Origin of the sequence: Streptomyces sp. NPDC058469 (assembly GCF_042721125.1) — a bacterium.
Lineage (GTDB): Bacteria > Actinomycetota > Actinomycetes > Streptomycetales > Streptomycetaceae > Streptomyces.
In genome coordinates this window covers 1-16,416 of the sequence record NZ_JBHXME010000115.1, presented here as the reverse complement: position 1 = coordinate 16,416, position 16,416 = coordinate 1, and the positions used below count along the sequence as shown (strand labels likewise).

The 16,416-nt window shown below is 68.4% G+C and carries 11 protein-coding genes and 3 pseudogenes; 7 read left to right on the top strand and 7 right to left on the bottom strand.

What is annotated here, in order from left to right; genetic code table 11:
• The first annotated feature begins 44 nt into the window (after nucleotides 1–44).
• On the top strand, nucleotides 45–353 hold the full coding sequence (locus ACFWP5_RS36220) for a hypothetical protein (protein WP_384166632.1): 309 nt from the start codon (nucleotides 45–47) through the stop codon (nucleotides 351–353).
• Nucleotides 354–661: 308 nt separating this feature from the next.
• A complete protein-coding gene (locus tag ACFWP5_RS36215; RefSeq protein WP_384166630.1) occupies nucleotides 662–3,643 on the top strand; it encodes a hypothetical protein in 2,982 nt (993 codons plus the stop codon).
• A 35-nt stretch (nucleotides 3,644–3,678) separates the two neighbouring features.
• Here the strand turns inward: ACFWP5_RS36215 and ACFWP5_RS36210 are convergent, their stop codons facing one another.
• On the bottom strand, nucleotides 3,679–3,828 hold the full coding sequence (locus tag ACFWP5_RS36210; RefSeq protein WP_384166628.1) for a hypothetical protein: 150 nt from the start codon (nucleotides 3,826–3,828) through the stop codon (nucleotides 3,679–3,681).
• Nucleotides 3,829–4,198: 370 nt separating this feature from the next.
• Nucleotides 4,199–4,586 (bottom strand): annotated as a pseudogene (locus ACFWP5_RS36205) (transposase family protein); the annotation flags it as partial.
• A gap of 306 nt (nucleotides 4,587–4,892) precedes the next feature.
• Between ACFWP5_RS36205 and ACFWP5_RS36200 the strand changes: the two are divergent.
• The 3 genes and pseudogenes from ACFWP5_RS36200 to ACFWP5_RS36190 all read left to right on the top strand — a co-directional run bounded on the left by ACFWP5_RS36200 (nucleotide 4,893) and on the right by ACFWP5_RS36190 (nucleotide 7,183).
• A complete protein-coding gene (locus tag ACFWP5_RS36200; RefSeq protein ID WP_384166626.1) occupies nucleotides 4,893–5,744 on the top strand; it encodes a hypothetical protein in 852 nt (283 codons plus the stop codon).
• Between the two features lie 95 nt (nucleotides 5,745–5,839).
• Nucleotides 5,840–6,043, top strand: a pseudogene (locus tag ACFWP5_RS36195) (transposase); the annotation flags it as partial.
• A gap of 389 nt (nucleotides 6,044–6,432) precedes the next feature.
• Nucleotides 6,433–7,183 (top strand): annotated as a pseudogene (locus ACFWP5_RS36190) (transposase family protein).
• A gap of 839 nt (nucleotides 7,184–8,022) precedes the next feature.
• Here the strand turns inward: ACFWP5_RS36190 and ACFWP5_RS36185 are convergent.
• From ACFWP5_RS36185 to ACFWP5_RS36170, 4 genes are all read right to left on the bottom strand, one after another.
• Nucleotides 8,023–10,020 (bottom strand): LamG-like jellyroll fold domain-containing protein, encoded by a 1,998-nt coding sequence (locus ACFWP5_RS36185; protein ID WP_384166624.1) that lies wholly within the window; start codon nucleotides 10,018–10,020, stop codon nucleotides 8,023–8,025.
• Between the two features lie 113 nt (nucleotides 10,021–10,133).
• Nucleotides 10,134–10,961 (bottom strand): class I SAM-dependent methyltransferase, encoded by an 828-nt coding sequence (locus ACFWP5_RS36180; RefSeq protein ID WP_384166622.1) that lies wholly within the window; start codon nucleotides 10,959–10,961, stop codon nucleotides 10,134–10,136.
• The gene (locus ACFWP5_RS36175) at nucleotides 10,958–11,665 is read right to left on the bottom strand and encodes a response regulator (RefSeq protein WP_384166620.1); all 708 of its coding nucleotides are present in this window, start codon (nucleotides 11,663–11,665) and stop codon (nucleotides 10,958–10,960) included. Before ACFWP5_RS36175 ends, ACFWP5_RS36180 begins: the two co-directional genes overlap by 4 nt.
• Nucleotides 11,662–12,777: a sensor histidine kinase gene (locus tag ACFWP5_RS36170; protein WP_384166617.1), complete on the bottom strand. Its 1,116-nt coding sequence runs from the start codon at nucleotides 12,775–12,777 to the stop codon at nucleotides 11,662–11,664. The genes ACFWP5_RS36175 and ACFWP5_RS36170 overlap by 4 nt, the downstream gene beginning before the upstream one ends.
• Before the next feature lie 166 nt (nucleotides 12,778–12,943).
• On the opposite strand from ACFWP5_RS36170, the gene ACFWP5_RS36165 reads away from it, so the two are divergent.
• Nucleotides 12,944–13,939 (top strand): carboxymuconolactone decarboxylase family protein, encoded by a 996-nt coding sequence (locus ACFWP5_RS36165; RefSeq protein WP_384166614.1) that lies wholly within the window; start codon nucleotides 12,944–12,946, stop codon nucleotides 13,937–13,939.
• Between the two features lie 174 nt (nucleotides 13,940–14,113).
• Nucleotides 14,114–14,785 carry a hypothetical protein gene (locus ACFWP5_RS36160; RefSeq protein ID WP_384166611.1) on the top strand — a complete coding sequence of 224 codons (672 nt, stop codon included), beginning with the start codon at nucleotides 14,114–14,116 and terminating at the stop codon, nucleotides 14,783–14,785.
• 30 nt (nucleotides 14,786–14,815) lie between these two features.
• Here ACFWP5_RS36160 and ACFWP5_RS36155 read toward each other — a convergent pair whose 3' ends face one another.
• A complete protein-coding gene (locus ACFWP5_RS36155) occupies nucleotides 14,816–16,372 on the bottom strand; it encodes an NCS1 family nucleobase:cation symporter-1 (RefSeq protein WP_384166608.1) in 1,557 nt (518 codons plus the stop codon).
• Between the last annotated feature and the right edge of the window lie 44 nt (nucleotides 16,373–16,416).

Below are 16,416 nucleotides of genomic sequence, written 5' to 3'. Positions count from 1 at the left end.
TGCCTGTTCGTGGTCAAGCCAACCAGCCCACCCTGCACGACGCGTTGCGCTCGCTGCCCTGGAAGGAGGTGACCGCCCGCCGCCACGACCGCGAGGCGGGGCACGGCCGGCTCGAGACCCGCTCGGTGCGCACGCTCACCGTCACCGGTCTCGGGCTGGACTTCCCGTACGCGACGCAGGCCGCGAAGATCCACCGGCACCGCACCGCCCTGAAGACCGGCAAGATCACCCGTGAGACCGTCTACGCCATCACCAACCTGACCGCGCGTCAGGCATCTCCCCAGGCCATCAGCCAACTCGCCCGCGCACAAGGGGGCATCGAGGCCGACAGGACCTCGAACCAGTCCTGCTGACAGGCCAGGCAACGATCACAGTCCATGGCGCGGTAAAACCGCGGTAGAGCTCACCCGGTGAAAGCCAGCCGCCCGCAGCAGGTGCCGTTCCCCCTTCACGGAGCGAGCGCTCCGTGAAGACGACGAGGACCGAGCGGACCAAAGAGTGGGCACTACTGGGCGGATGAAAAGTTCTCAGTCCGTGCAAAAATATTTCAAGTACGGCCATCTCTGGGCAAGAAGACGCTGACTGTCGGTGTGCGGCGGCGCGAGACCGCCCGCCTGCCCCGCGGCCCGGGGGACGCGACCAGGCACAAGGAGACCCGAGAATGCCTGATGCAGGGATCTTGCTGTACACCTCGGACTACGCCGCAGCGGTGGCCGAGATCGAGCACCATGGCGGACGCGTCGTGCACCGACTATCCGATCAGGCGTTCGTCGCCCAGCTAACTGAGCACGCGGCCGCCGAGCTACGGCAGTCCGCGACGGAGCCCGGCGGATCATTAGCCCCGGCGGAACTCCTGCTCACGGAGGCATGGCGGCAGCGGCGATCCGGCCGGCCGGGGCCCGCGGGAGCAGATTCCGCCGACCAGGTGATCGCCCGGAATGCCTCGAGCGACCCGGCGCTGGCTGCTCAGGAACGAGACGCTGCCGCGGCCCGGCAGGCGGCGGGCTACGTCCCGCGCGAGCTGAGCACCGTGCTGCGCGGATCGGTGGCCGTCGGCGTCGTACTCGTCTCGGGCCCTGGTCCGGACCTGGTGATCAGCGACGGTCACTACATGGAGGCCATGGCGGAATTCTTTGACGGCGCCGATTACCTCGATGGCACTGAGCCGCGCGCATCGCTTTCCTTCGTTTACGACCCTCACCGGGTAACGGTCGATGCACCCAACACGCCTACCTCCTTCCACGACACTTACTTAACGTTCGAGCTGGCGAACCGGACCTTCCTGTTCTGGGAGAGCGAGGCCGGGTGGGCCGCGGTTCGTGAGATCACCGGCGCGACCAGTCCGGATATCTCCGACATGACGGAATTGTGGAGCACGATTTGGGACCCGGCCCACAAAGTACGCATGTCTTTTAGGCTCAGCGACGGCACGAACGACCGCCAGTACTTCCTAATCGCCAACACCTCGTCGGGCCGGATCAATATCCGGCAGGTCAGGTACGACGCCGCGAGTAACACCATTGAGATGGACGCCCCCACGTGGTCACACGACGGGGACCCTGCCATTACCGCCTACATGCCGTTCACCCTGGAGATGGGCGGCAAGACCCGGCAGTATTTCCTGGCCGCGAACACCTCGTCGGGCCGGACAGAAATCCGCGAGATCACGTACGACCCCGCGAGCCAGACCGTCCGAGTGGATAGCCCGACGTGGACGCGTCAGTGGATCCCCAACTTTACCGTCTATATGCCGTTCTCCCTGGGTTCGGGCACGTCGCGGAAGCAGTTCTTCCTGACCATTAACACGTCGTCCGGACGAGTAGAAATCCGCGAGATCACGCGTGACCAGCAGACCGGGGTGATCGTGGTGGACTCCCCTGTATGGTCGCAACAGTGGGACCCTGCGTACACCGTCTGCATGCCGTTCACACTGGGCACAGGGACCTCTTTGCGTCAGTTCTTCCTGGCCGCGAACACCTCGTCGGGCCGGACAGAAATCCGCGAGATCACGTACGACCCGGCCAGTCACGCCGTCCAGGTCGAGGCCCCGTCATGGTCATTGACCTGGAATTCCGCCTATACCGTCTACGTGCCCTTCCTCCACCAGGGCGTCCAGTACTTCCTTACCGCGAATACCAGCACCGGCAATATCGTGATCCGGTCCATCGTCCTTGACCCGAAGACCAAGGCAATAATCATCAGTGAGCCCCTCTACAACCGGGACTGGCGCTACGAACGGGCGGAGGGAGCCTGGCGGGACGCGGCCATGCAGCACCTCGGATACAAGCCCGGACATCCTGGCCTGGTTGACTACCTGGAGGCACTGCGGGCCCGCAAGAACGCGAAATGGAGCTACGTTGCCTTCGTGACACGGTATGCCGTGGCATGGTTCGGCTACGCGGGCGCGAACAGGTTGGTGGTGCAGTGGCTCGGCAGGGATTACCCGACCTCGCCCATGACCGTATTCAGCCACGAGACCTCCCATCTCTTCGGCGCCGCCGACGAATACAAGGACTCCCATTGCGAGTTGAGTACCAACGGGTACTACCGGGTGCAGAACAGGAACTGCGAGAACATCAATAACTCGCCGCTGGACTGCCTGATGCGTAACAACAAATGGAGGATGTGCGGATGGAGCCGCGGACAACTGGGGTGGGTCTTCTTCTCCGCGCTCGCGCCGTTCACCCTGGGCGGTCGGCAGTGGGTCATCGGCCAGGACAGTGAGATCGGCCATGCCGTCATCCAGGAGGTGCGTCCCGATCGGTCCGTGGCGACCCGCCTGGAGATGCCTCCGCCCGCGTGGACCGCGGAGTGGAGTCCTGGCCAGGCCGTCTACATGCCATTTACGCTCGCGGTCGGCGGCAGCGACAACCAGTATGTCCTCACGGCCAGCAACACGTCAGGGCAAGTCACCATTCGCCAGATCGAGTACGACACTGCTGCTCAGGAGATGTCGGTCGGGAAGCCCGTCTGGTCGCAGGACTGGAATCCGCAGTACACCGTCTACATGCCGTTCACCCTTGAGTCCGGCGGCACGAAGAACCAGTACTTCCTCAGCGCGAACACGGAGTCAGGTCACGTCAACATCCGGCCTGTGTGGTTCTACGCCGCGACGAAGTCCATTCGGGTCGGGGGGCCCGTCTGGGCGCGGGACTGGAGCCCGCAATACACCATTTACATGCCGTTCACGTTAGAGCGCGGCGGCACGACACAGCAGTACTTCCTGAACGCGAACACCTCGTCAGGACGGATCAGCATACGACCGATCTCGTATGACGCGTGGCAGGTCATCCAGGTCGGCGAGCCCGTCTGGGCGCGGGACTGGGATCCCGGCTACTGGCTCTACATGCCGTTCACCTTGGACTCCTCCGGCTTCCGACGCCAGTACTTTCTCACCGGCAACCCTGTATCCGGGCGGGTCAACATCCGCGAGATCCGGTACGACGTGACCGGAGCCGTCGTGGTGGACGACCCCGCCTGGTCAGGTAGGTGGAACTCGGCACTCTGGCTGTGCGTCCCGATTGAGCTTAACGGCGTCCAGTACTTTCTCACGGTCGACAATACGAAGGGCCGCTTGTACATCCGCCCGATCATCGCGGGCGGAAGCATCAGCGTCGGCGATCCCGTGTGGGAACTGCCGTGATGCGAAACCGCCCCGTCGTCTCGCCCAGGGCTTGATCAAGTTCCGTAGCTGTCCGAATCGTTGGTGATGCCCTGGATGGGGAGTGCTCGTTGGGGCTCGTCGCGGATCACTCGGGTGGTCTTGGCGATGTTGTCGGCTCCGAGGGTCTTCAGCACGCCGATGGCGAGGTTGCGAAGGGTCGCCATGGCCCGTGGTGCGGTCCCGGTGTGGACGGTGAAGGCGTCCTCGGCGAAGGTGACGTCCCTGATGTGGTGCGAGGAGTTCTCGACTGCCCAGCGCCCGCGAATCGCGGCGGCTAGGTCGGCGGGCCCGGCTTGATGGGCGTCGAGGCTGGTGACGGCGTAGACACTGTCACGGGTCTCACGACGGCCGGTCTGCTTGTGGCGGCGATGGACGCGGATGGCGAGGCGGGCGTGGGGAAAGGCGATTCCGCCGAGTTCGTCGGCGATCCCGCAGGTCTTGATCGAGCGGGACTCGTGGCGTCCATGTCCGGTCCCGGAGGCGGTGTGCTGGAGTGCGATGGACTGCCAGGGCAGGGCGGCGAGTTGGGCGTAGGCGGTGCGCGGCCAGGGCTCGGCTGAGGGTTTTCTCGGTGGGGGTGAGTTCCTGCAGGGGCCTGCGTTTGATGCCGGTGGTCAGCCTCGGGCCGCCGCCCTGGTAGGCGAGGTCGGCCAGGACGGGGACGCCCTGGCGCTCGCAGATACGGATGATCCGGTGGGCGCGGGCAGCGGTCAGGTCGTGGGTTCGGCCGGGCAGTTGGGGTTGAGAGCCACAGCAGCCGTCTGCCTGGGCGGGTGACCACCTGCAGGTTCACTCCGTGCCGGCGGCGTTTGTGGGAGTAGTCGACCCGTCCATCGCCGACCCGGTCGCACTCGGCGAGCGTGCCGTCCAGCAGGACGAAGTCCGCATCACTCTCGCGCAGGACCTTCAGCAGACCCGCCACACCTTCGCCCATGAGTGGAAGGGCTCCGGCGGCGACACCGGCGACCTGCATGCTACTGCTCGGCTGATGGAGCGACAGGGACTGTCCGGCCGGCGGTCCGGTCTGCAGAGCGGAAACACTCGTTGAAGGGGGGTCCTGAGTGCAGCCCGAAGTGAGTAACGGCTACTCATGACCTCAAACATCGGCACGGGCACTCTGAGGCAGTGCGGTCCACATCCCGCCAACCCGGGCGACGAGGAGGGCACGGGCACGGGGGGGGGTACGGGGGGCGCAACCGAGTTCCAGTACACATCCGAGGGGGAGTCGATGGAGAGAAGAGCGTTGGTCCGGGTCATGGCGGTTGCTGCGATGGCGGGTTCTGCGGTGGCCCTGGCCGGGGCACCCGGCATGGCTACGCCGGGTGCCCAGAACGTGAGCGTCCAGGCGCTCAACGAGCTCAGTGGTAGCGGCCACGGCACGGTGACCCGGAGCGTCAGCGCGTCCGGCGTGCCGTTGCTCGCCCGCTTCCAATACCACTTCACCGATGGTGACCACCACATCCGCCAGGTCTCGGCGATACCGCTGGCGCAGCAGTCCGCGGTCGAGATCGCCTTCGCCGACGAGAACGGCGACGACAACTACAGCTACCGCGTCTCCCACGAGTACGTCGATCCGTCCGGCATCGTGCAGGCGTCGTTCCACGGGAACTGCGCGGGGGAGTGCACCCGGCCGCTCCTCAGCCGACCGGTCGGGGACGTCGTCTTCGTGCTCACCGGCTTCCGGTTCACCTACGACAGCGCCGATCACCACCTGGACAAGATCGCGGTGTCGGAGAACAACAGCCAGCTGACTACGGCGTTCGAGGATCTCAACGGCGACGACGCCTACACCTACGACGTCAGTTACGCCTGGGTGCCCCGGTCCAGGCTGGGCACAGTGAGCAGCGTCCAGAACACGGTGCACGGCGTCGCTACTTCCACGAACTTCGCCGCCGCCGGGGAGAAGGTCATCCGGGGATTCTCCATGGACAACCTGGGCTCTGGCGTCGCGGGTGACAACCACATCCGCGATCTGGGCGTCGTGGCCAATGCGAACTCCATCGATGTCACCTATGGCGACATCAATCCCGCGGACTCCGCCGACTGGGGCCTCCAGGTCCAGTACGCGACCCTGCTCTGACCATCTTCGACCAGAGAGAAGCGTGGCGGGGCGGCCTTCTCCGTGATCCTGAACTCTGCGACGAGAAGCAGGTGCTCACGAAGAAGGCCGTCGTGATGAGCGCGCCGGAACGGCTCGGCGAACAGGGTGCGTTCGCGGAGCCGTCACGCTTTCGGACGGCCTTCTACGGGTGTCTGTCCGCACGGGCGGATGCCTTCTTCGAGCTGACGCACGCACTGCCGTGTGCGGACGGACTGGTGAGGACGCCGATGGAGCTGTCGCCGATCGCTGAACACCGCCGCGGTTACGGCGCCCTGTACGCCGAGCTCAGCCAAGGCCGTTCTAAGGCGGCCGCGCAGATCATCCCGGGCCGACCGTACTCGGTCGTGGCCGCGCTGACCCCGGATCGCACCTCGTGGACCGCCGTGCTGGACACTCGCCGGTTCGGCCCCGAGGACGACACCGCTTCGGTCACTACCGCGGGCCTGGCTGCTGTCCGGCCTTTCCGTCGAAGGAAGCCTGAGTATGTTCAGGTGGCATGAGAGGGCCGCGGTGGGCGGCCGTGTCATCCGCCACGGTCGAGGTCCGTGCACTGAGCTTCTTCGAGTGGGCCACCGATCAGGTGATGGTCCATGAAGCGCAACGAGCGAGGCCCCGGGGCTGTTGATCGAGATGTCTGACGTCTCAACCACGCTGCTCGGGGGCCTCGTTGGTCAGCTGTCCTGCCGCACTCGACCTGCCCCATGCGCTCGTGGAGTGGGTCACGATGCTCATCGTCACTCGTGAGGGTGACCGGCGCTGCAAACTCCACCCGTCCCAGCGCGCGATGGTGGCACTGGTGTACCTGCGTGAACACACGACCCTGGCGAAGACCGCTGCCGGGTTCGGGATCAGCGAGTCCATCGCCCACGCCTACACCAGCGCGGTCATCCACCTGCTCGCCGAAGGTGTGGCGGGTCTGCTGAAGGTCCTGCGCGAGAGTGATGCGGACTTCGTCCTGCTGGACGGCACGCTCGCCGAGTGCGACCGGGTCGGCGATGGACGGGTCGACTACTCCCACAAACGCCGCCGGCACGGAGTGAACCTGCAGGTGGTCACCCGCCCAGGCAGACGGCTGCTGTGGCTCTCAACCCCAACTGCCCGGCCGTACCCACGACCTGACCGCTGCCCGCGCCCACCGGATCATCCGTATCTGCGAGCGCCAGAGCGTCCCCGTCCTGGCCGACCTCGCCTACCAGGGCGGCGGCCGCTGGGTGAGCACCGGCATCAAACGCAGGCCCCTGCAGGAACTCACCCCCACCGAGAAAACCCTCAACCGGGCCCTGGCCGCGGCACGGGCACCGGTCGAACGCGGCGTCGCACGCCTGAAGTCCTGGCAGATCTTCCGCAGATCCCGGTGCAGCCCAAACCGCATGACGTCAATCGCCAAAGCCATCCTCACCCTGGAGAGGCAACGCTGAAGAAGCTCATTGACAGTCCACCGCCACCGCCTGCCCACACGTCGAAAGGCCGCATCCCAAACTCAACCTCACAACTCCACACAACGGCCGCCTGCATTCACGACCAAGTGGGCCGGACGGCCACACCCACGTCCAGGACCCGTCCGCTCGCCGGGCCGCCCGCCTCGATACGCGCGGCCCCGCCCGAGTCGACTTTCGCCTCCAGGTTGCGCAATTGTCGGCAGGAAAGTCTGGCGCAGGACTCGAGCGTTCACCCGCAGGCCGCAGGTCCTGCCCTCCGGCCGGCGCCACTCCCGCCACCACGGTGAGAGCCGCGGCGCGGACCTCACGGCGCAGGGTGGACCGGCGGGCCTCCCGTCCGACTCGGCCATAAGCCTGGGACTCTGCACCGGCTCTCAGACGCCAGCCCCGGCTATCCACGGGAGGCCGCTGAGGTATCCGCGGCGGTGGATGTGTTGGCAACATCCTCTCTTGCCTTTTGCCGAGGCAGTCTGCCCATCAGGAGCCTGAGGCGCCGCGAAGCCCACCCTGAAACCGCTGCGCTGCAGCCCATAATCGCAGGCAGGCGGCACTCTGCCGGTTCCTCCCCAGCCGCTCCTCTGGGGAGCGGCTGGGGAGTTCTCGTCGCTCGGGGAGGCTCTGGGGAGTTTGAGCGGCACAAACCGGTACCCCTGTGAAAGGCGCCGAGAAAGACGCGTTCCCACAGGTCAGAGACTCAAGGGGCTCCGAATCCGCAGGTCAGCGCCCCACCGACGGGGCCTCCATGCCGAGGGTGCCCTGGAGCGTGGGGCGGGTGGTGAACATACGGAAAATCTACCGAACCGGGGAATCAGTGGAACCTAGGCGTTCATGAACTGCCCCGGCCGCAGCGCCCGATCGGTGATCCGTACGTCGCCGATGGTGCCGTGGAAGACCTGGCTGACCACGCCCGCCCACTGGTAACCGCCCAGTAGGAACGGCATGTTGAGGGTGGTCAGGCCGACGGCCGTGCTGGTCGGGTTGCGGCCCTCCTCGCAGCCGTTGACGTAGAGCTTGCTGATGCGGCCGTCGTTGGCGACGGCGACGTGCCACCACTCCTCCTGCTGGAGGAGGTGGCTCCAGGCGGTGGTGGCGCCGTTCTGGTTGAGCGGATAGGCGTTCCACTGGAGTTCGACGGAGCTCGACAGGCTGATGGTCAGGACGGGCTCGTCGGCGGTGGCGGAGGGGCCGTTCTTGCCGGCCTGGGCTGCCGTGCCCGCGCGGCTGAGCATCGAGGACCAGCCGTTGCGGCCGCCGTCCCAGTCTGCGGGGACCTTGAAGAAGACCTCGAAGGTGAAGCCGTGGGCGAAGGTCTCCCGGTTGAGCGGTGCCTGGTCGACGGTCTGGAGGTACGCGCCGCTGACCGGGTTGCCCTGGCCCGCGAACACCAGCCCCGCGTGGGCGGGTTGGTCCGGGTGATGGTCGCCGGTCCAAGTGAGCGCGTGCGGCGGGGTGTTCGGGACGCTCTTCAGGATCAGGTCGTTGCCGTGGCCCGCCTGGTCCCTGACGACCGTGCCGGCGGCGACCTCGGCACCGGCCGTGCCGCCTTCGTCGAACCGCCAGTAGGCCAGCGTGCCCGGCAGCAACATCCGTCCAGCCGGGCGGGACTTGCGTGGCGACACCGGGGCGAACCCGGCGAAGCGCTGCTCGAAGTCGATCGTCATCGAGAAGTAGTCGACCTTCGAGGTCAGTTCGAGTTCCTTCGCCGCGAGGGCGTTCAACTCGCCCTTCTCCGCCAGCTCGCGGATCCACGGCGAGAAGGTGGCGACGTCGATCATGCCTCGGTCGAGGTCGAAGCGGTAGGAGCGGATCATGCCCGCGCCGCCGTAGTAGCGGTCCTGGTAGTTGGTGATGTGCAGGTGGACGTCGTTCCCCGCACTGTTCTTCAGCACGGTGCTGCCGGGCGGCCAGTAGTGGCCGTTGAGGGTGAGGAAGATCTGGTCGTTGTCCTTGATCAGGCCGTCCCACAACTGCTGTCCGTAGCTGGAGAGTTCGGCCGCGCCGTCCTCGTCCGAGCCGACGATCTCGTGCGTCGTGACGATCACCGGCAGCGTCGGATTCGCGGCGATCACCGCGCTGGCCCACGCGAACCCCTTGGCCGACAGACGCCAGTCCAGCGACAGCAGCATCCAACTGCGGCCGCCCGCGCGGAAGATGTGCGCGGTGTTGTAGCCGTCGGGGCTGGAGGAGTGGTAGCCGGGTGTCTTCCTCGCCCGCGCCGGGCTGAAGGTGTCCAAGTAGGCGGTACGGCCCCGCTGGTCGTCGGAGGAGACGTCGTGGTTGCCCGCCAGCACGCCGTACGAGGCGCCCGCGCGGTCCAGCATGTCGAACACCTTGGTGGCCGCCGCGTACTCCTCGGCGAGCCCGTTCTGCGTCACGTCACCGAGGTGGGCGAGGAACACGATGTTCTCGTCGTTGCCGCCCGCCCGGCCCTCCGGGTCGAGGACGTAGCGGAACGACGCCTCCATCGGCACCGGGTGGATGCGGTCCTGGTCGAACATGTACTGCGTGTCGGGCATCACGACGACGGTGAACCGGGGGTTGTCCGGATCGGGGCCCCAAGTCCCGCGCGGCGACGGTGACATCGTTGTCTGGCCGTACGGGTCGCCGTCGCCCCTTTCCGCGTACGCGGGAGCCGCGCCCAGCAGCCCGGCCGCGGCCGTTCCCGCACCGAGCGCACCGGCCCGGTGCAGGAACGTACGGCGGCTCGACGCGGCGATGCCGTCACCGTCGAGGTCCGCGGTGCGGGGGCACTCACAGCCCGCCGCGTGCCGCTGGTGGTCGTCAAGACCTCTGTCACCCGTGGGAGAGCTGTCCATGTCCGCTCCAATACCGAGTAGGAGAACGGCGTCACGCTACGGACGGCTGCGGTACGGCGGGCTTGCGCGCCGGGTACCGGCTGCCGAACGCTCCCCCAACACCACTCGTCCCACTAGGACGTGCGCTTCCCCGCCGTCAGCACATGGCCGCTGGTGCCGAGCAGTGTGGGCTCGCACTCGATACGGCGGGTGGCCGCCAGGACGGCCTCGCGGCGGTCCGGGTCGTCCAGCCAGTCCTCGACGCCGCCCATCAGCCAGGCGACGCCTTCGAGGCCGTACTGGCCCTCGACGGTGAGGGCCGCGTCCGTGAACTCCTCGGGGGCTTCGTGCGGTTGGGCGAAGTACGCGGTCGTGAAGAGGCCGCCGTCCTCGGAGTCGTGGTGTCCCTCCTCCATCTCGCGGTCGATCCGCGCGCGGTGCGGGGCGGTGAAGTACAACTCCTGTCTGAGCATGTCGTGCAGTCCCGCGAACCGGTTGATCGTCGCCGCGACCACCAGCCCACCCGGCCGCACCACCCGACGCGCCTCGCCCAACGCCCGTACACGGTCGGCCCGTTCGGGCAGGTGGTACAGCGGCCCGAGCATCAACACCACGTCGTACGAGGCGTCTTGGGCGGGCAGTGCCCTGGCGTCCCCGGCGCGGGCGGTGACCCCCGGCAGCCGGCCCGCCTGCTCCACGTGCAGCGGTACGGGGTCGACGAGTTCGACCTCGTACCCGTCCCGCGCGAGCCACTCGGCGTGGATGCCGCTGCCTCCGCCGACGTCCAGCACCTTCGCGGGAGCCGTCGGCAGCAGGCGCCGCAGCACGTCCTGGGTCCGCCAGAACTCCAGCCGCTCGGAGCCCTGTCTGAGGCGGCCGTCCTCCTCGCCCTGGGCGTAGTAGGCGAGGATCTCCTCGCGAACACGGACGGCGGGGTCCTGCGCGCGTGTCGTCTCGGTCATCGCCCCAGGGTGCGATCCGGCGCGTCCGGCTCGCAACGGGATTCCGGCGCGCGGGCACTCACCAGCCCCGACTCGTAGGCGAACACGACGAGTTGGGCCCGGTCCCGGGCTCCGAGTTTGGTCATCGCACGGCTGATGTGGGTCTTCGCCGTGAACGGGCTGATGACCATGTGGGCGGCGATCTCCTCGTTGGTGAGACCGCGGGCGGCCAGGGCGGTGACCTCGCGTTCGCGGCGGGTGAGGTGTTCCAGGCCGGAGGGGGTGGAGCGGTCCGGGGGCCGGGACACGAACTCGCCGATGAGGGTGCGGGTGATGGCCGGGGAGAGAAGGGCCTCGCCGCCCGCGACGATCCCGATCGCTTGGAGCAGGTCCGCCGGCTCGGTGTCCTTGAGGAGGAAGCCGCTGGCGCCCGCGCGCAGCGCCTCGAAGACGTACTCGTCCAGGCCGTAGTTGGTGAGGATGACGACCCGGACCGCGGCGAGGGACGGGTCGGCGGCAATGCGGCGCGTGGCCTCGATGCCCGTCATCACCGGCATCTGTACGTCGATCAGCGCGATGTCGGGGAGCTGCGCGCGGACGAGGGCCACGCCCTGTTCGCCGTTGGCCGCCTCGCCGACCACCTCGATGCCGTCCTCTGCGTCGAGGAGAGCGCGGAAGCCCGCACGCATCAGCGCCTGGTCGTCGACGACCGCGACTCGGATCATCCCGTCTCCCCCAGCGGCAGTTCGGCCCGTACCGAGAAGCCGCCCTCCGCGCGCGGGGCGGTGTGCAGCGTGCCGCCGAGGGCCGCGACGCGCTCCCGCATGCCGGTGAGGCCGATGCCCGGCTTCGGCGGACAGCCGGGGTCGCCCGCTCCGTCGTCCTCCACTCGTATCGTCAAGTCACCGTCCCCGTAGTCGAGTTGGACGCTGACCTTCGCGGGGCCCGCGTGCCGGGCCGCGTTGGTGAGGGCCTCCTGGACGATGCGGTACACCGCGCGGTCGACCGTCGCGGCGAGGGGGCGTTCCTCGCCGGTTACCGCGAGTTCGACGGCGAGGCCCGCCGCGCAGGCCCGCTCGACGAGCAGCGCGGGTGTGCCGGTGGGCTCCTCGGTGGTGCGCAGGATCTCCAGGGTGGCCCGCAGTTCGCGCATCGCCTCGCCGCCCGCCTCCTGGATGGCGAGCAGTGCGGGCGGCACCTCTTCGCCGCGCTTGCGGGCGAGATGGACGGCAACGCCCGCCTGGAGCTTGACGATCGAGATGCTGTGGGTAAGGGAGTCGTGCAACTCCCTTGCTATGCGCAGGCGTTCCTCGCCCGCGCGCCGCAACGCGGCCTCCTCGCGGGTGCGTTCGGCCTCCAGGGCGCGTTGTTCGGTCTGGCGCAGATAGGCCTGCCAGTTGCGGTCGGCGAGGCCGGTGACCACCGCGCACAGGAACCAGCCGGCGATGAGCGCGGTCCGCTCGACCACCTGCTGGGTCGTCGGCCCCGTCGTGAAGTACGCCCCCAGGAACACCACGCCCGCCGCGCCCGCCCAACGGCGGTGTCCCGCGCGGGCCGCCGTATGCATGGCGGCGAGGACGGGCAGACCGGCGATCGGCCCCGGGTGGGCGTGCAGGACGTAGGCCGCCTCTCCAGCCGTGGCCACGGCGAGGACCGCTATCGGAGCCGTCTGGTAGAACGCCAGGGCCGCCGAGGCGAGGGCGGCGAGCGCGTAGTCAACGACGGTCGTGTCCGCGTCGAAGGCCGCGACGGTCACGACGAGGGCGCCGATCACGACCGCGAGGGACGCGTCGGCGAGCCGCCTGCGTGTGGTCACATCGACCGGATACCCGCTCATGTCCGCACACTAGACCGCCGCGCCGACCCGGGCGTCAGCCCTGTGGACAACTCCTGGACTACTCCCCACGCAGTACTTTCCCGGCCCGGCCCGCCCTGCCGGCGCAGCGTCAACTCCCTTCACCGGTACGACGACCACGGGCACCCGGGGAGCACACGCTGCTGCCATGCCCACACCCTTCCGTCACACCCGGCCCCCGTCTCCGAAGTCGGCCGCGGGCCGCACCGCCGAGGTCTTCGAGCAGATCGCCGTCGACTTCGGGATCGAACGGCCCCCGACCTTCGTGGTCCTGTCCTCCGCGCCCGAACTCCTGGCGCCCGCCTGGGCGTTGATGCGGGAGTCGCTGATCGCGGGCGCCGGCAGCCGCACCGGCAAGGAGCTGGCCGCCCTCGGTGTCTCGCTCGCCAACAAGTGCCCGTTCTGCGCGGACGCGCACACCGTCCTGCTGCACGCCACCGGTGACCACGCCCTCGCCGAGCACCTGGCCCGCGGCGGCACACCGGAGAACGAGGAGCACGCGCGCGTGCTCGACTGGGGCCGCCGGACGCGCGTCCCGGGCGCGGCCCTGGTGCCGTACCCGTTCCCGCGCGAGCAGGCACCCGCCTACCTGGGCACCGCCCTCGCCTTCCACTTCATCAACCGCATCGTGTCGGCCCTGCTGACCGAACAGCTCCTGCCGGGCAACGCCCAGCGGTTCCGGGCGGTACGGAGCCTCGCGGGCCGCTCCGTCGCCCGCACCGTGCGCCGCAGTGCCGTACCAGGCACGGCGCTCCCCCTGCTCGACAAGCCGGGACCCGGCCCGGACTGGGCCGCCGGAACCCCGGTGGGCCCGGCCTACGACGCGCTGCGCACGGCCGCGCTCGCGGGCGCCGACCTCCTCGACGCGGACGACCGGACGCTCGTACGGGAGACGCTGTGGGCCTGGGACGGTTCGCATCCGCCGGTCGTCCTGCGCGGCTTCCCGAGCCGGCGGGAGCGGCCCGCGGCGCGCCTCGCGGTACTGGCCGCGCTCGCGCCGTACCGGATCGCCGAGGAGGACGTGGCCGCCTGGCGCGGGGCGCGGCACAGTGACGCGAGTCTGGTGCGGCTCGTCGCGTACGGGGCGTTCGCGGCCGTCGAACGGATCGAAACGACGATGCGCGCGCCCGTCACCCGACCCTGAGGCGCACACAGGGGACAGACATTTGGGGACACACAGCCCGTCCACAGTGAGGCACTGTCACCGCGCGGGCACGGAGCGAGTTCACACTTCCGCCTCACAGGGAGTCATGTGACACTGGCCGTCCCCGTCCGCAGTGCGGACTCGCTCCGCACCGTCCCCCACGAGAAGTGCGACTTGCGTTCTCTTCCTCTGCCGCTCGCTCTCACCGCGCGTCTGTCGCCGGTCGTCGTGCTCGCCACGATGGGCTGGGCCCTGACGTCCGGTCCGTTCGCCGCGACGACGACCGCCGATCACAAGTCGACGCCCGAGTCCGGCGCTTCGCCCGAGGCCTCGGCCCCGTCGAAGACGACCGCGGCCAAGGCGTACGCCACCTCCCCCGCCCCGTGCGGAAGTGTGGCGGTGGCGACGATCAAGTCGCTGGTGCCGGGGGCGAAGACGGCCGGCAAGGAGATCCCGTCGACGGACACGAAGGTGCGCCGCACCTGCTCGTGGAACGCGCTCAAGGGGTACGACTACCGCTGGCTCGACGTGTCGTACGAGATCACGGAATCGGACGCGGCGGCACAAAAGTCGTACACCGAGACGACTAAGGAGAAGAGCGGCGGCGGGGCCGTCCCCGGACTCGGGGACTCCGCCTACTCCATCGTGAACCTCACCACAGAGGACAAGCAGCAGACGCGTGAGGGCACGGTCGTCGTCCGCGCGGGCAACGCGCTGGTGACCATCACGTACAACGGCAGCGACTTCGAGAACAAGAAGGCGCCGAGTACGGACGTCATCAACAAGGGTGCGATCAAGGCCGCCAAGGAGGCGGTGACCGCACTGGAGGGCGGCAAGGCCAGCTAGCCTCGACCGCCCCCCCCCAGCGCAGAAGTCCTACGCCTCGACGGTCTCCGGCGCCGCTTCCGCCACCGGTTCCGTCTCCTTCCCGGTCAGCAACGTCAGTACTACGTAGAGCACCATCGACGTGCCCAGGCCCACAGCCCAGCCGTAGTCGGCGAGCGAGGACAGGGCCGGGATGGGCCGGCCGTCGATCAGCGGGTGGAAGTCGGCGCCGCCGACGGCGAGTACGCCACCCACCACGAAGGCGACGACGGCCCGCCAGTTCCAGCCGTTGTCGTACCAGTAGCGGCCGCCCTTGCGGTACAGGTCGGCGAGGTCGAGCTTGCCGCGGCGCAGGATCCAGTAGTCGGCGATGAGGATGCCGGCGACCGTGCCGAGCAGACCGCCGACCAGACCGAGCCAGGTGAAGATGTAGCCCTGCGGGTCGGAGTACAGCTTCCACGGGAAGATCAGCACCGCGAGGACGCTGGTCACGAGGGCGCCGGTGCGGAAACTGATCTTCCGGGGCGCAATGTTGGAGAAGTCGAAGGCGGGCGAGACCAGGTTGGCCGCGATGTTCACGGACAGGGTCGCCACCAGCACGGTCACCAACGCGTAGAGCAGGCCTACGACGTTGTCCGTCTTCGCCGCCAGCTGCACCGGGTCCCAGATCGCCGTGCCGTAGACCGCCTGCGAACCGGAGGTGACCATCACCGACAGGAACGCGAACAGGGTCATCGTGGTCGGCAGTCCGAGGGCCTGGCCCCACGTCTGGGCCTTCTGGCTCTTGCCGTAGCGGGTGAAGTCCGGGATGTTCAGGGACAGCGTGGACCAGAAGCCGATCATGCCCATCAGGGAGGGCCAGAACAGCTTCCAGAAGCTGCCGCCCCAGCCCAGCTTGGAGGGCTGGTCGAAGAGCGGGCCGAAGCCACCGGCCTTGTCGCTCATCCACCACAGCATCACGAAGGCGCCGACGAGCACGAAGGGCGCCGCCCAGTTCTCGAAGCGGCGGATCGTCTCCATACCCCGGTAGATGATGGCCACTTGGAGCACCCAGAACAGTGCGAACGACAGCCACATCGTCCAGGCGTACCCGCCGATGTGCGAGGCGCCCGCCCAACTGTCCCCGATCAGCTTGCCGGCGAGGAAGTAAATCGCTTCACCGCCGATCCAGGTCTGGATGCCGAACCAGCCGCAGGCCACCAACGCCCGTACCACGGCAGGGAGGTTGGCGCCGCGCACGCCGAACGAGGCACGCGCGAAGACCGGGAAGGGGATGCCGTACTTCGGTCCCGCGTGCCCGGTGAGCAGCATGGGCACGAGCACGATCAGGTTGGCCAGGGCGATGGTGAACACCGCCTGCTTCCAGTCCATCCCGACGGCGATGAGGCCGGAAGCGAGGGTCCAGGAGGCCGTGTTGTGGGCCATGCCGACCCACAGCGCGGAGAAGTTGTACGTGGTCCAGGTGCGCTTCTCGACGGGAACCGGCAGCAGATCGTCGTTGGCGTACGGCCCGCTGGGCAGCGGAGACCCCGGGGCGAGCTCCACCCGCCCGTCGGCGAGGGTGACTTGAGCGGTCGGCGGTATGGCCGTGGGAGCGATGTCGGTCATGGGCAGGCCAATCAAACGAGGGGCGGATCCGGAAAGGCCGTGCG

Bases quoted from the DNA above. Each gene is read 5' to 3' on its own strand.
- ACFWP5_RS36165 (WP_384166614.1), top strand. From the start codon at position 12,944: ATGCCCACACCCTTCCGTCACACCCGGCCCCCGTCTCCGAAGTCGGCC.
- ACFWP5_RS36175 (WP_384166620.1), bottom strand. From the start codon at position 11,665: ATGATCCGAGTCGCGGTCGTCGACGACCAGGCGCTGATGCGTGCGGGC.
- ACFWP5_RS36180 (WP_384166622.1), bottom strand. From the start codon at position 10,961: ATGACCGAGACGACACGCGCGCAGGACCCCGCCGTCCGTGTTCGCGAG.
- ACFWP5_RS36215 (WP_384166630.1), top strand. From the start codon at position 662: ATGCCTGATGCAGGGATCTTGCTGTACACCTCGGACTACGCCGCAGCG.
- ACFWP5_RS36185 (WP_384166624.1), bottom strand. From the start codon at position 10,020: ATGGACAGCTCTCCCACGGGTGACAGAGGTCTTGACGACCACCAGCGG.
- ACFWP5_RS36170 (WP_384166617.1), bottom strand. From the start codon at position 12,777: ATGAGCGGGTATCCGGTCGATGTGACCACACGCAGGCGGCTCGCCGAC.
- ACFWP5_RS36210 (WP_384166628.1), bottom strand. From the start codon at position 3,828: ATGGCGACCCTTCGCAACCTCGCCATCGGCGTGCTGAAGACCCTCGGA.
- ACFWP5_RS36155 (WP_384166608.1), bottom strand. From the start codon at position 16,372: ATGACCGACATCGCTCCCACGGCCATACCGCCGACCGCTCAAGTCACC.
- ACFWP5_RS36200 (WP_384166626.1), top strand. From the start codon at position 4,893: ATGGAGAGAAGAGCGTTGGTCCGGGTCATGGCGGTTGCTGCGATGGCG.